Raw genomic sequence first — 12,789 nt, forward strand, 5'->3', positions numbered from 1 at the left:
CATCCTTGGCATAACGCTCCTCCTGCATCACCGCCGCATCCTTGCGACAGAAAATAAATCTGTCCCCGTTTGCCGCGCTTCACGCACACAGATCTCGCCCGCTTTTGAGATCACCGGAACAGCAGGTCCCGGATGGCGCTCTTTGCACCCGCGAACTCGCTGTAGGAGCCCTTGCGCCAAAGACGCAAAACGCCCGGCAAGCGCATCCAGCGGGCCTTGTCGCGTACCGCCAAGCGACCGTCCAACGCCGAGAGGCGATTCTCGAGTTGGCGCAGATAGGCGCTGAATTCGTCGGAAAGCGGCGGTCCCGACCGGTCACGCGCCTCACGCACGCCGGCAAGGAACGCTCTCAGCTGACCAGCAGAAGCAGCGGACTGCTCCTGCTGCTCAGCCCCCTGGATCAAACGGGACACGGACTGCTTGAGCACCATCCCCCGCGTAACTTTGCTGGTCCTGTTTGCGATGAACTGCGATTCATTCTCGTCGTGCCGGCGATACCATTGCAGTACATCCGCGAACACACACTTGCGTCCGACCCCCTCGGCCATCTTGACGATCCAGCCATCGTGGCCCTTGTACCCTGCGGGGATCGGCAGGCACAGGTCGAGCAGTTCCCGCCGCACTGCGGCGCAGCATCCCATCACGAAGCTCGAATCGCGCATACCGGCGGAGGCGATCTGTCCAAGCTTCGTCAACCCGGTGTCGTTGAGGTCGCCATCGGTCAGCGCGGCGTCGTTCATCACCACCAGTGCCTCGGGGTCTTCGAGGGCGTAGCGCTCCATGCGCTCCAGCTTTTCGGGGAACCAGACATCGTCCTGGTCGCTGAGGAAGACCAGATCGCCGGCCGCCTTCATCAGCGCTTTGTTGAAATTGCCCGTGTAGCCGAGATTTTCCTCGTTGCGCTCCCACCGCACTTCGAAGGGCGCCGTTGCGGCAAACGTTTCAATGATCGCCAGCGTGTCATCGGTCGAGCAGTCGTCCGTGATCACCAGTTCGTCCGGCAATCGCGTCTGCGCGAGGAAGCTGTCGAGCTGCTCGCGCAGGTACTTGCCGCCGTTGTAGGTTGCCATGGCGATAGAAACCTTCATCCGGCCGCCCTCTTCTTGATTCGCGCCTCCCTGACATACTCGTACAATGCAAGATCCTCGCGGTAATATTCCTTGATAAAGCCGATCATGTTTTCACTGGAAAACAGTGACTCGTGACGGCTGTTTCTTGGGACGTAGATCATTGACTTCAGGCGTTGCTGCGGGGATTTCGGGACAGCCCGATAAATCACTCTCGCGAACGGGCAACGGACGTCGACCAGACGTCGTACTGCCTCATTGCGATAACCTATGCTGCGGTTGAACACGCGCGGCTCGCACTTGGCGTCTTGCAGTCGTAGTTTTCCCCCGACCCGTGCGCTCAAATTGCGGAAGGAGTGCTCGACCTCATCCACCAAGTAGAAGGCGCCCACCATCGCTCCTTTCTCTAATGCGAATCTTAAAACGCTCTGCTTGCTGAATCAGTTGCTTCTGGTCTTCGGCGGTGCACACATTACTCAAGGCGTTCAAAATTCCCAACTGACTAATATCGTTAGTATACTTAGATAGTAGCTCGCCGCGTTTCAGTGCTGGCGGAACACCAGCGCGTACGATAAACCAGGGATCAAAGAGATCGGTGTTGTGGAACTTTTTTAATCTATAATTATGATTTCTGAGGAGATCCGTTAGGACACTTCCGAATGGTTTATAAAACTCCCAATCAATTATCTTCGGCTCGCCATCTTTGGACACCATAATATTTCGATCTATTAAATCACCATGAGCCCCAGTAACTGGTAGCTTTAATCCACAAAGACTGGCAAGGACGAATTCAGATTCCTTGCTACCGAGAACATCTAAGGCGGTTTCTAAGCTGACCCTATCAAACGAATTTTTCCAATCAACGAACTCCACTGAAACGAATGCATCAACATCTTGGGCAAGGCCATACATCAGCCTATCGACTTCGTCCGTGGTCGCTTGTCGGTCCAGCTTGTAACTTTTCCCGACGACAACTGGAGACCCACTAGGCGTGCACATCTTTAAACAAACTGCCCTGTTACACCAAAATCCATATTGGTCAATTCTTGCCTCATTCGCTAAAAACTCATTACCTATTCTAGACGAGGAAGCACCGACCTGGACTTTGTATACGTGTGAGAAACCAGGGATTACAAATGCCCTCCTTCTCAGGCATCGACGCCCCTGGCGGAATATCTTTAATATCCTTTTAATTAGTCCAATATAAATCACTGAAGTCCTTTGGCAGCCCTCTCCGGACCCCGCCTGTCGACTTCCCCGGATTAGGTCCACGCATAACTAGAGGTTTCCGGGGTGTGTGTAATTGCCGGTATTCGACCGGCGTCAGGTCCCCCAGCGACTCGTGAGGGATGGTTTCGTTGTAGTCCTGCAGCCACTGCTCGGTGTGTTCCCGGACTTCAGTCAGCGTTCGGAAGACGTAGAGGTCCAGCACGCCGCGGCGGTAGCTGCCGTTGAACCGTTCGATGAACCCGTTCTGTATCGGTTTACCCGACTGGATGAAGCTCAGTTCCACGCCCCGCTGCTCGGCCCAGTCAGCGATCGCGGCCGAGACGAACTCGGGGCCGTTGTCGAGGCGGAGTTGCTGCGGATAACCTCGCCAGGCGGCGATACGCTCCAGCACCCGGATCACACGGGGTGCGGGCAGATTCAGATCGATCTCCACGGCCAGCGCTTCCCGGTTGAAGTCATCCACCACGTTGAAGGCGCGAAAGCGCCGTCCGTCCCACAGCGCATCCGACATGAAGTCCGCTGACCAGCACGCGTTGGGGGCCTCGGTCGACGCCAGGGGCCGTGGCTCCCGTGGTGGCAAACGGCGCTTGCCCTTGCGCCGCAGGTTCAGCTTCAGGGCGCAGTACACGCGCCAGACCCGCTTGTGGTTCCAGGGCATGCCCCGACGCCGGATCAGCTTGAACAGCTTGCCAAAGCCCCGTTCCGGATAGCGCTCCACCAACTCCTGCAGTAGCGCGATCACCGCATCGTCCCGGTCCGGTTGCTTGCGGTACCGCACCACCGACCGCGCAACCCCTGCCGCCTGACAGGCCCGGCGCTGACTCAGCCCGTGGTCCTGCGTCAACGCAGTGACCACACGACGCTTATCGTCCGGGCTCAGCGCTTTTTTGTGATCACGTCCTTCAGGGCCGTGTTCTCCAGGGCCAGCTCGGCATACATCCGTTTGAGCCGGTTGTTCTCGTCCTCCAGCTCCTTCAGCCGTCGGACGTCCGCAGCCTCCATGCCACCGTACTTCGACTTCCACTGGTAGTAGGTCGCCTCAGAGACCCCGATCTCCCGACAGACGTCCTTCACCTTCCGGCCGCCTTCGACCTGCTTCAGCGTCTGAACAATCTGGCTTTCCGTAAACCGACTCTTGCGCATCTCGGCCTCCTTTGGCTCTAGTGTGCCCGGAGACCTCCAGCTTTCAATGGACCGAATTTACGGGAAGGCGACACGCCAATCCAACCCTATCCTATGCGAAGCCGTTTTCTCAGTTTTTCTACACCAGAACTAGCCGATAACCACCCTGTCTTAAGGCGCGCTCTCACAAGGCCCCCTTTTCTTGGTTTAATATCTTGGTCCGCGGCGAGCCATATTTCCCTTGTCTTTGATACCCGTCCAATCATTTTAATGTGCGAATAGTTTTCGCTGAGCGCTTTAACAAACTCCTTTTTATTATATGGAGCTTTCTGCACTTCGCGATTTTTTCTTATATGACCCTCCTTTACGATTGCCGGATCGCTGTTATCAATCCACTCTATAAATAAACATGTACCCCCTAAACGTTTCAAGTCCGATACTGCGGAACCAAGGCTGCCATACCTCGCCGAATAAGAATATATCCAGTGAATAATCGCAAATGCAAAAGCGACATCCCCTCTCCCATTATACTTATCTATTGGTGAACAAATCACCCGCGCAGTCTCTACACCAAGCTCTGACGCAACCTCTTCTAGTAGACCCAAATATTCTTTGTCGTGATCCAAAAAATAAAGGTTTTTATAGCCATCGAAATACGCTTGCAGCCCGATTACACCTGCTGAACACCCTATATCGATAACGCTACAATCCGGGGAAATCTGGCGAAGATACGGCCTTATTATCTGATACTTCAATGCGTGTTGCAGTTTTTCGGGTTTTATTCGATTCTTTTTTATTTTATAAGACTGATACCCTTCTACTGTAATGCCGCCATCTTTGTCATGACGAATTCTCGGCTCCTCTTTTTGGCTACCAACTTTTCTCGTATACGCATGTGGTTTGATCATATTCAAAAACTCCAGTTTTCCGCGCAATTGTCGCCATCACTCATAGGGGTCCGGGCCGCAGGTTGAGAACGCGACTGACGTACCCAGCTAGCAATATATTTAAAGAGACTATTGAGACCGCCGCCGCCACTGCGGCGCCCGATGCACCAAGCTTGGGTATTAAAGCGACACACAAGCAGCCGTTAGCTACTAACGCAAACAAGTGCGGCGAAACAATCATTTTTTCGTTCCCGGTCATCATTAAGAGCATCCCAACGGCGCCAAAACCCACGTTTATCAACTGCGCCGCGACTAAAATCACTAGTGGCATGCTCGCTATAGCCGCATACTCGGCTCCAAATACCCAGTCAAGCACAACCGACGGCATCACAAGCATTGGGAGAGCAAGAACAGAAGAGAAAATTAGCGCGACTCGAGCTGATGCCCGGGATAAAGTTTGGAGGCGACGGTGGTTGCCGTCCCTATGCGCTCCGGTGATGTGAGGGCCGATCACTAGGTTTACGATGGTCAGCGACAGAACCACGAGCATGGCACCCTGCTGCGCCACCCGCAGTGCCGCGACATCTTCATCCGTGCCCAGCCACCCAAGGGCAAGGATGCCGATCTGGGCGTTCAGGGTGCTGACAGCGGCCAGCAGGGTGAACGGGAGCAGGGCGCGCCCCCATTCGCCATGACGATAGTCCGGGTCGGCCTGCTCGACCTGCGCGGGCCGACAACGGCTGAGGAGCCACGCACCCAAGAGGAAGGCCAATGCGGTGGCGGCAATCTGACTCCCCAGTGCGGTAGCCGGAGTGAGCGCACCACCGACAAGCAGCACGCCAGCAAACAGCAGATGAAAGGCCGGCCGGGCCAGCAGCTCGGGCAACTGCGCCTGGAACACGTGGCGCAGCCCCCGCAGGGTATGGCTCCGCAAGGCGTTGAGACCCAGAAGAGGCAGCATGAGGCTGGCGATGAACAGCAGTGTCCAGCGGTCGTCCACCGCCCACGCTGCATTGTGGCCGGCAACGATGAGGACGGCGCTGATGATCACCACCGAGCCGAGCAATACCCATTGGTGAGCTCGACGCAGCAGCCCGCGGAAGAGCGACCAGTCCTCGCCATGGTGATAGCGGGCGACTTCGCGCGTGACAAGCTGGCCGAGCCCCGGCCCGATAGGGAGGGCGAGCAGGGCGATCACCGCCATCACGAAGACATATTGCCCATAGCCTTCCGGTCCCAAGGCGCGGGCCAGGAGGATGGACGCCGCCAGCGTGAGGGGCAGGGACAACAGCTTGAGCCCGCCCACACCCATCGCCCCGCGGACAAGCTGGGCACGCAGGCCATCGCCCTGCCCCAACGCCAGCAGTCGTCGGATGACGGCGGTGTTCAATCAAAAACCTCCGCGTTGCGGAAGATCGCGGCCTGCGCGTCCTTGCCGGAGATCAGCGGGTCAGCGTCGAGGGGCCAGTCGATGCCCAGGGCAGCGTCGTCCCAGCGGATGCTTCGCTCGCTGGCGGGGGCGTAGAAATCGGTGCACTTGTACTGGAACTCGGCGATGTCGCTGGTGACCACGAAGCCGTGGGCGAAGCCGGGTGGAATCCATAGCTGTCGGCGGTTTTCGGCGGAAAGCGTTTCCCCCACCCACTGCCCGAAGGTGGGCGACCCGCGGCGGATGTCGACGGCGACATCGAAGACCTCACCCAGCGTGACGCGCACCAGCTTGCCCTGGGGGTGCGGCGGCAGCTGATAGTGCAGACCGCGCAGGGTCCCCTTTACAGAGCGGCTGTGGTTGTCCTGTACGAACGCGACCGGGTGGCCAACGGCCTCGTCGAAGGCCTGCTGGTTGTAGCTCTCGTAGAAGAAGCCGCGCTCGTCTTCAAATACGCGGGGCTCAAGGAGCAGGACATCGGGAATGGATAGCGGGTGGGCTTTCATACTCAAAAGACTCGTTCTTCCAGGACACGCCGTAGGTAGCGGCCATAGCCGTTCTTGAGCAGGGGTCGGGCCAGCTCCTCGAGCTGGTTCGCATCGATCCAGCCGGCGCGGTAGGCGATTTCCTCCGGGCAGGCGACCTTCAGCCCCTGGCGTTTTTCCAGCGTGGCGATGAACTGGCTGGCGTCGAGCAGGGAGTCGTGCGTTCCGGTATCCAGCCAGGCGTAGCCGCGGCCCATGATCTCCACATGCAGTTTCCCGGCATTCATGTAGGCGATGTTGAGGTCGGTGATTTCCAGTTCGCCGCGGGCGGAGGGCTTGAGTTCCCTGGCCATGGCCACGACGTCGGCATCGTAGAAGTAGAGGCCGGTCACGGCGTAGCTGGATTTCGGTTGCTCGGGCTTTTCCTCCAGCGATTGCACCTTGCCGTTGGCGTCGAACTCGGCGACACCGTAACGTTCCGGCTCGTGGACGTGGTAGGCGAACACGGTTGCGCCCTCATCGCGCCGCTTGGCTCTCCCGAGCAGGTCGTCGAAGTGGTGGCCGTAGAAGATGTTGTCGCCGAGGACCAGTGCACAGGGGTCTCCGCCGATGAAATCCTCGCCGATGATGAAGGCCTGCGCCAGACCGTCAGGTGACGCTTGCACGGCGTATTGCAGGCTCAGACCCCATTGACTGCCATCCCCCAGCAGTTGCTCGAAGCGCGGGGTGTCCTGCGGGGTGGAGATGATCAGGATGTCACGAATGCCCGCGAGCATCAGGGTGCTCAGCGGGTAGTAGATCATCGGCTTGTCGTAGACCGGCAGCAACTGCTTGCTGATCGACAGCGTAGCCGGATGCAGCCGGGTGCCGGAGCCGCCAGCGAGGATGATGCCCTTTCGTCGCATTATGCGCTGCCTCCTGTTGTCTCGCAGGCGAGGATCTCGTCGAGGGCACGTAGCGCACCACCGCGCCAGTCCGGCATACGCAGGCCGAAAGTGGTTTCCAGCTTTCTGCAGTTCAGGCGGGAATTGCCTGGACGCCGTGCCGCCGTGGGAAACGCCTCCGTTGGCACGGCCTCGATCGCTTGATCCGTAACCCGGACGGGCCAGCCGGCATCGCGCGCCGTGGCGATCACCAATCGGGCAAAGCCATGCCAGGTTGTCTCGCCTGCGGCGGCAAGATGATAAAGCCCGGAGATCTCCGCCCGGTCCAGCGGTTGCGACAGGATCTGTGCGGTGGTGTCTGCGATGAGCTCCGCGCCGGTGGGGGCACCGAACTGATCGTCGATCACCTGTAGCGCAGCGCGGTCGGCTGCCAGGCGCAGCATAGTGCGGATGAAGTTGCGCCCCCGGGAGGCATACACCCAGCTGGTTCGGAAGATGAGATGCCGACAACCACTGGCCTGGATGGCGGCTTCTCCTTCCCGTTTCGTCTGTCCATACACGTTGAGCGGGCCTGTGGCGTCGTCCTCGGACCACGGGTCGGCTCCCGTGCCATCAAACACGTAATCGGTCGAATAGTGGACCAGCCAGGCTCCAAGGGCTTGTGCTTCGGCCGCCAGGACCTCCGGCGCGGTAGCGTTGATGGCATGGGCCAGTTCCGGCTCCGACTCCGCCTGGTCCACCGCAGTGTAGGCGGCCGCGTTGACGATCACGTCCGGCGCTACCTGTCTCACAGTGGCGGCCAACCGATCCGGTCGCGTGAGGTCGCCACACACCCCACCCGTTTCCGTGCGTGTCGGTGCCGTAATTTCGCCCAGGGGAGCGAGCGCGCGTTGCAGCTCCCAGCCCACCTGACCGTTGCTTCCGAGAAGAAGGATCTTCATACGGCCCGCCCTCGGTTAGCGTAATTCGCGTCGATCCACTCGCGGTAGGCGCCGGAGCGCACGCGCTCGATCCATTCCGGGTTGTCGAGGTACCACTGCACGGTTTTCCTCAGGCCCGTCTCGAAGTTCTCCCTCGGCTGCCAGCCCAGTTCATTCGCGAGGCGGGTGTCGTCGATGGCGTAGCGACGGTCGTGGCCGGGGCGATCCGTCACGAACTCGATCAGGCGTGTGTAGGGGCCCTGCTCGTCCGGTACGAGTTCGTCGAGGACCGCGCATAGCGCGTGGACGACCTCCAGATTGGTGCGTTCGCAGCGCCCTCCGATGTTGTAGGTGCGTCCGCTTGCGCCGTGGGCCAGCACGTGGCGCAGCGCCCGTGCGTGGTCCTCCACATACAACCAGTCGCGGACGTTGTCCCCGCGCCCGTAGACCGGCAGCGGCATGCCGTCCAGGGCATTGAGGACCATCAGTGGGATCAGTTTTTCCGGGAACTGGTAGGGCCCGTAGTTGTTCGAGCAATTGGTGATCACGACCGGCAGCCCATAGGTGCGATGCCATGCGCGCACCAGATGGTCGCTTGCCGCCTTGCTGGCCGAGTAGGGAGAACTCGGGGCATACGGCGTCTCTTCCGTAAAGGCGGGATCCTCCGGCCCGAGATCGCCGTACACCTCGTCCGTGGATACATGATGGAAGCGGAAGCGTTCTTTCGCTTCACCCTCAAGTTCCGACCAGTAACTGCGCGCGGCCTCCAGCAGATTGTGCGTACCGGTCACGTTGGTCTCCACGAACGCCGCCGGACCCTCAATGGACCGATCTACGTGAGATTCGGCCGCCAGGTGCATCACGGCATTGGGGCGGTGCTCCCGGAAGACCCGTTCCAGGGCCGCACCGTCGGCAATATCCACGTGCTCGAACACATGTCGCGCATGTTCGCGCGCATCAACCAGGGACTCGGGGTTCCCGGCATACGTCAGTGCGTCGACATTGATCACTGTCGCATCGGTCTCGGCGATGTACTGGCGCACAACCGCCGAACCAATGAAACCGGCACCGCCAGTAATTAGGATGCGCATCAGTTCGCTCCCCTAACTTCGCTTCTGAAACAGGAAAAAACAGAGACGAAGACCAGAATAGAACAGGAAGCGGCCGCACTCAGCGCGAGGATAAAGGCCTCCACCGAGGTAAAGCCGAGGCCTTCGTGCACGATGTTGAGCACCAGGTTGGTCTGCACCACTTGGGGATTATCCAGCACGCTCAGAAACGGCATGACCGAGGCGACACCGGCGGTTTCCAGCACGGCCATGACGATGACCATGCCGAGCACGAGGCCGCCGCGGCGTTTTTCCTTGGGGGTTAGGAGGGCCAGGGCTTTGCGGTAGGTGCTGAACATTGCTGGGTACTGGATTCCGGGTGCTGGTTCTGGAGGGGGCAGCGCGTGCGAGAGGGGGTAGGTCTCGCGTGGGTTTTCGCGTGCGAGCACGCTCCTACAGGGGTGTGTTCAGCGGTTGAACGCGGATTGGACCATGGTTGGGGGGTTGGGCTCAAGGTTGGGTGGGTGGCTCGGGCAACAGAAAGCAAGGTTGCCGGCCACAGGTAACGATGAAGAGCCCGGGGCTCTGGCCAGTTGGATTCGGGACGTGCCCCATCGCGCAGGCGCCGCATTCCTGCGACGGCGTTGCAATCAGCCGTACGAGCGTGTCTGTAGTAGAAGGCCCTGCCGGCGTCCGACGCGGGCAGGGCCTTCGCGGCCAAGGCCGCTCCCACAGGTGGAGGGTTTAGCGCACGGGGTGGATCTCGATGTCCAGGTCGAGATGGGTCCACGCCCGGTCGGCGGTCAGCACCGGGAGGGCCTTGTCCCTGGCCAGCGCCAGGCAGGCTCGGTCGGCCATTGACAGGCCATGCCGGCGCGAGGACTCCCACAGCTGTGCGGCGAGGTCCGCCTGTTGCGCTGTGAACGGCTCGAAAACGAGCCCGACGTCGACAAACTCCTGCCGCATGCCCTGGACGTCGACCTTGCGCTGCAGTGATTTTTGCAGCACCTCGGACCAGTTCACGGTGGACACGCATCCGCCATCAAGGGCGCGGGCGACCCTGTCCCCGCCCGGCTCGTCATGCAGGAAGGTCAGGGAAACACTGATGAATGTACACGCTCGCGTTGGTACCCCAGGTTTTCCGAGGCAAGGCGCGTCGCGCAGCGGGTAGTGGCTCTACTCGCCAGCGACGCAACGCAGGGTCGGGGAACCTGGGGGTACCAACCCCGCGGGGCTCGGCCGCTTTTGCGCGCGCACGGCGTTGCGGCTCCCTTGTGCAGAATGACTGCACAGCAGTCACCGCGCCTTGTTCGCACGCAAAAGCGACTCGAGCGCGAGTGCGTACATTCATCAGTGTTTCCCTACCAGGGCGGAGGCATCCAGCACGGTGGTCATGACTCCCCATGCTCGTGTTTGGCTTCGGCCCGCCGATCGCCGATGAGTTCATCCACAAGGCTGACGTCCTGCGGGATGTGCCTGAATCGCTCACGGAGCCGCCGCTCGACCCGCTCGCGCCGTTCCAGCACGAGGCTCTCCCCGACCAGTCGGGCGACCAGGCGGTCGCCAGGGCGCAGCTTTAGGGTATTGCGCAGCGCGGCCGGGATCACGACACGGCCTTGTGCGCCGACCTGCACCTCGTTTTCATTTTGTGCCACCGCTTTCTCCCTCTGCCACGCTTGGCTCCAATATGGCACACAAAGGCGGAACGAGCCATGCTGGTCACGGGCGCCTGACATCCCCGCGCCTCGAACCACAACAACCTCCCGGAAACCGCTCAGCGGTTATCCGCCCCCCTCGTCTGGGCCACTACAGGAGCAGTAGATCCCGGCTCTGCGCTACGCGAAGGCCGGGAAGGCTGGTGGAGGTTGCGTGGCTTGGCTAGTTGTGAAGATTGGGTGGTTTTCTGGCGTTGGCGGGGGCTTCGCGGCCAAGGCCGCTCCCACAGGGGGGGGGGAGTGGCATTGGGTGTGGGGGGCCAGGCCTCTGGCGGATTGTGCGCTAAGGGTTGCGGATGAAGCCCATGGCTTCGAGTTTGAGGAGGATGCGGTGGGCAGCTTCGTCCGGGGTCATCTCGCGGGTGTCGAGGCGCAGCTCGGGGCTTTGCGGCTCCTCGTAGGGGTCGTCGATGCCGGTGAATTCCTTGATGAGGCCGGCGCGGGCCTTGGCGTAGAGGCCCTTGCGGTCGCGGGCCTCGCAGGTTTCCAGCGGCGTGGCGACGTGGACCTCGATAAAGCCCCCTACCCGCTCGATGCGTTCGCGCACGCGGCGGCGCATGTCGGTGTACGGCGCGATGGGGGCGCAGATGGCGCAGCCGCCATTCTTGGTGATTTCGCTCGCCACATAGCCGATGCGCTGGACGTTGATGTCGCGGTGCTCCTTCGAAAATCCCAGCTCGCTGGAGAGCTCCTTGCGCACGATGTCGCCATCCAGCAGCGTGACGGCGCGCCCGCCCAGTTCCATCAGCTTGACCCGCAGGGCATTGGCCATGGTGGACTTGCCGGAGCCGGACAGGCCGGTGAAGAACACGGTAAAGCCCTGCCGGTGGCGCGGCGGGAAGGTGCGCCGCAGCTCCTGGATGACCTCCGGGTAGGAGAACCACTCGGGGATCTCCAGGCCCTCGCGCAGCCGGCGGCAGAACTCGGGGTTGTCGAGGTTGAGGGTATGTTCGCCTTCGCGTACCTCGTTGGCCGGCACGAAATCGGCGCGGTCCTGCACATAGGTCATCGCCTGAAACGGGACCATCTCGATGCCGATCTCGTCGGCGCGGCGCCGGAGCAGTTCCTGTGCCTCGAAGGCGCCATAGAAGGTCTGGCCATCCGGGCCCGGGTCGGGGCTGGCGTGGTCCTGACCGACGATCAGATGTGTGCAGCCATAGTTGCGACGGATGATCGCGTGCCACAGCGCCTCGCGCGGGCCGGCCATGCGCATGGCCAGCGGCAGGAGGCTGAGCTGGGTGGTCTGCTCCGGAGCCTGGCGCAGTACGTGCTCGTAGCAGCGCACGCGCACGAAGTGGTCCACATCCCCCCGTGCGGTTACGCCCACCGCGGGCTGAATCAGCAGGTTGGCCTCGGTCTCGCGCACGGCCCGGCGGGTGAGCTCCACCTGGGCGCGGTGCATGGGGTTGCGGGTCTGGAAGGCGACCACGCGGTTCCAGCCGAGCTTCTGGAAGTACTCGCGCAGCTCCGTGGGGCTGTAACGATAGTTGCGGAAGTCGTGGTGGACCGGGGGCTCCAGACCGTGCAGTGTGCCGCCCAGATAGACGGGGCCCGTGCGATGCAGCAGCTCGTTGACACCCGGGTGCGCGGTATCGGTGGTGCCAAACACCTGTTCTGCCTCGCGCGTGTGATCGGGGGTCCAGCGATACTCCACGTCCATTACCGCGATGAGCATGCCCTCCGCGTCGCGCAGGGCGATGCGGCTGCCCTCCTCCACCTGCGCGGCGAAGGCTTCGGTCACGTCCAGCGTGATCGGCATCGGCCACAGCGTGCCATCGGCCAGACGCATGTTCTCGAGCACGCCGTCGTAATCCGCCGGGCCCATGAAGCCCGTCAGCGGGGAAAAGCCGCCATTCAGCAGCAGCTCGGCGTCGCACTGCTGGCGCTCCGTCAGATCCCAGGAGGGCATATCCCGCGCCGCTTCATTCAATTCGCGGGCCGTCGCCTCGTCCACATAACGCTCGCAGAGCGTGCCGCCATACGGCGTAATCAATTCCATTC

12 protein-coding genes and 2 pseudogenes are annotated in these 12,789 nt (G+C 61.1%); all 14 read right to left on the bottom strand.

What is annotated here, in order from left to right; all coding sequences use genetic code 11:
* Positions 1 to 110: 110 nt before the first annotated feature.
* Entirely contained in the window at positions 111 to 1,070 is a 960-nt protein-coding gene (locus H609_RS0100890; RefSeq protein WP_051206733.1) for a glycosyltransferase family 2 protein, read from the bottom strand.
* Positions 1,071 to 1,084: 14 nt separating this feature from the next.
* Complete coding sequence (locus H609_RS0100895; protein ID WP_028484072.1) at positions 1,085 to 1,462, bottom strand: hypothetical protein; 378 nt, start codon at positions 1,460 to 1,462, stop codon at positions 1,085 to 1,087.
* Positions 1,434 to 2,279: a hypothetical protein gene (locus H609_RS14210; RefSeq protein WP_196800885.1), complete on the bottom strand. Its 846-nt coding sequence runs from the start codon at positions 2,277 to 2,279 to the stop codon at positions 1,434 to 1,436. The genes H609_RS0100895 and H609_RS14210 overlap by 29 nt, the downstream gene beginning before the upstream one ends.
* Positions 2,280 to 2,329: 50 nt before the next feature.
* Positions 2,330 to 3,440, bottom strand: a pseudogene (locus H609_RS13255) (IS3 family transposase).
* 86 nt (positions 3,441 to 3,526) lie between these two features.
* On the bottom strand, positions 3,527 to 4,327 hold the full coding sequence (locus tag H609_RS14145; protein ID WP_155988710.1) for a hypothetical protein: 801 nt from the start codon (positions 4,325 to 4,327) through the stop codon (positions 3,527 to 3,529).
* Between the two features lie 40 nt (positions 4,328 to 4,367).
* The gene (locus H609_RS0100910) at positions 4,368 to 5,696 is read right to left on the bottom strand and encodes an oligosaccharide flippase family protein (protein ID WP_028484074.1); all 1,329 of its coding nucleotides are present in this window, start codon (positions 5,694 to 5,696) and stop codon (positions 4,368 to 4,370) included.
* Positions 5,693 to 6,241, bottom strand: coding sequence for a dTDP-4-dehydrorhamnose 3,5-epimerase (gene rfbC / locus H609_RS0100915; protein WP_028484075.1), 549 nt, complete (start codon positions 6,239 to 6,241; stop codon positions 5,693 to 5,695). Before rfbC ends, H609_RS0100910 begins: the two co-directional genes overlap by 4 nt.
* A gap of 2 nt (positions 6,242 to 6,243) precedes the next feature.
* Positions 6,244 to 7,125 (bottom strand): glucose-1-phosphate thymidylyltransferase RfbA, encoded by an 882-nt coding sequence (rfbA, locus tag H609_RS0100920; protein WP_028484076.1) that lies wholly within the window; start codon positions 7,123 to 7,125, stop codon positions 6,244 to 6,246.
* A complete protein-coding gene (gene rfbD / locus H609_RS0100925) occupies positions 7,125 to 8,045 on the bottom strand; it encodes a dTDP-4-dehydrorhamnose reductase (protein ID WP_028484077.1) in 921 nt (306 codons plus the stop codon). The genes rfbA and rfbD overlap by 1 nt, the downstream gene beginning before the upstream one ends.
* Positions 8,042 to 9,115, bottom strand: a complete 1,074-nt coding sequence (gene rfbB / locus H609_RS0100930) for a dTDP-glucose 4,6-dehydratase (protein ID WP_028484078.1) — start codon at positions 9,113 to 9,115, stop codon at positions 8,042 to 8,044. Before rfbB ends, rfbD begins: the two co-directional genes overlap by 4 nt.
* A 53-nt stretch (positions 9,116 to 9,168) precedes the next feature.
* A pseudogene (locus H609_RS13260) lies at positions 9,169 to 9,432 on the bottom strand (ABC transporter ATP-binding protein); the annotation flags it as partial.
* A gap of 385 nt (positions 9,433 to 9,817) precedes the next feature.
* Positions 9,818 to 10,180 (bottom strand): PIN domain-containing protein, encoded by a 363-nt coding sequence (locus H609_RS0100940; protein WP_028484079.1) that lies wholly within the window; start codon positions 10,178 to 10,180, stop codon positions 9,818 to 9,820.
* 284 nt (positions 10,181 to 10,464) lie between these two features.
* Positions 10,465 to 10,728, bottom strand: coding sequence for an AbrB/MazE/SpoVT family DNA-binding domain-containing protein (locus H609_RS13580; RefSeq protein WP_081619335.1), 264 nt, complete (start codon positions 10,726 to 10,728; stop codon positions 10,465 to 10,467).
* Positions 10,729 to 11,071: 343 nt separating this feature from the next.
* Positions 11,072 to 12,787 carry a bifunctional sulfate adenylyltransferase/adenylylsulfate kinase gene (locus H609_RS0100950; RefSeq protein ID WP_028484080.1) on the bottom strand — a complete coding sequence of 572 codons (1,716 nt, stop codon included), beginning with the start codon at positions 12,785 to 12,787 and terminating at the stop codon, positions 11,072 to 11,074.
* Positions 12,788 to 12,789: the final 2 nt, after the last annotated feature.

It is taken from the genome of Thioalkalivibrio sp. ALE17 (genome assembly GCF_000425605.1).
Taxonomy (GTDB): domain Bacteria; phylum Pseudomonadota; class Gammaproteobacteria; order Ectothiorhodospirales; family Ectothiorhodospiraceae; genus Thioalkalivibrio.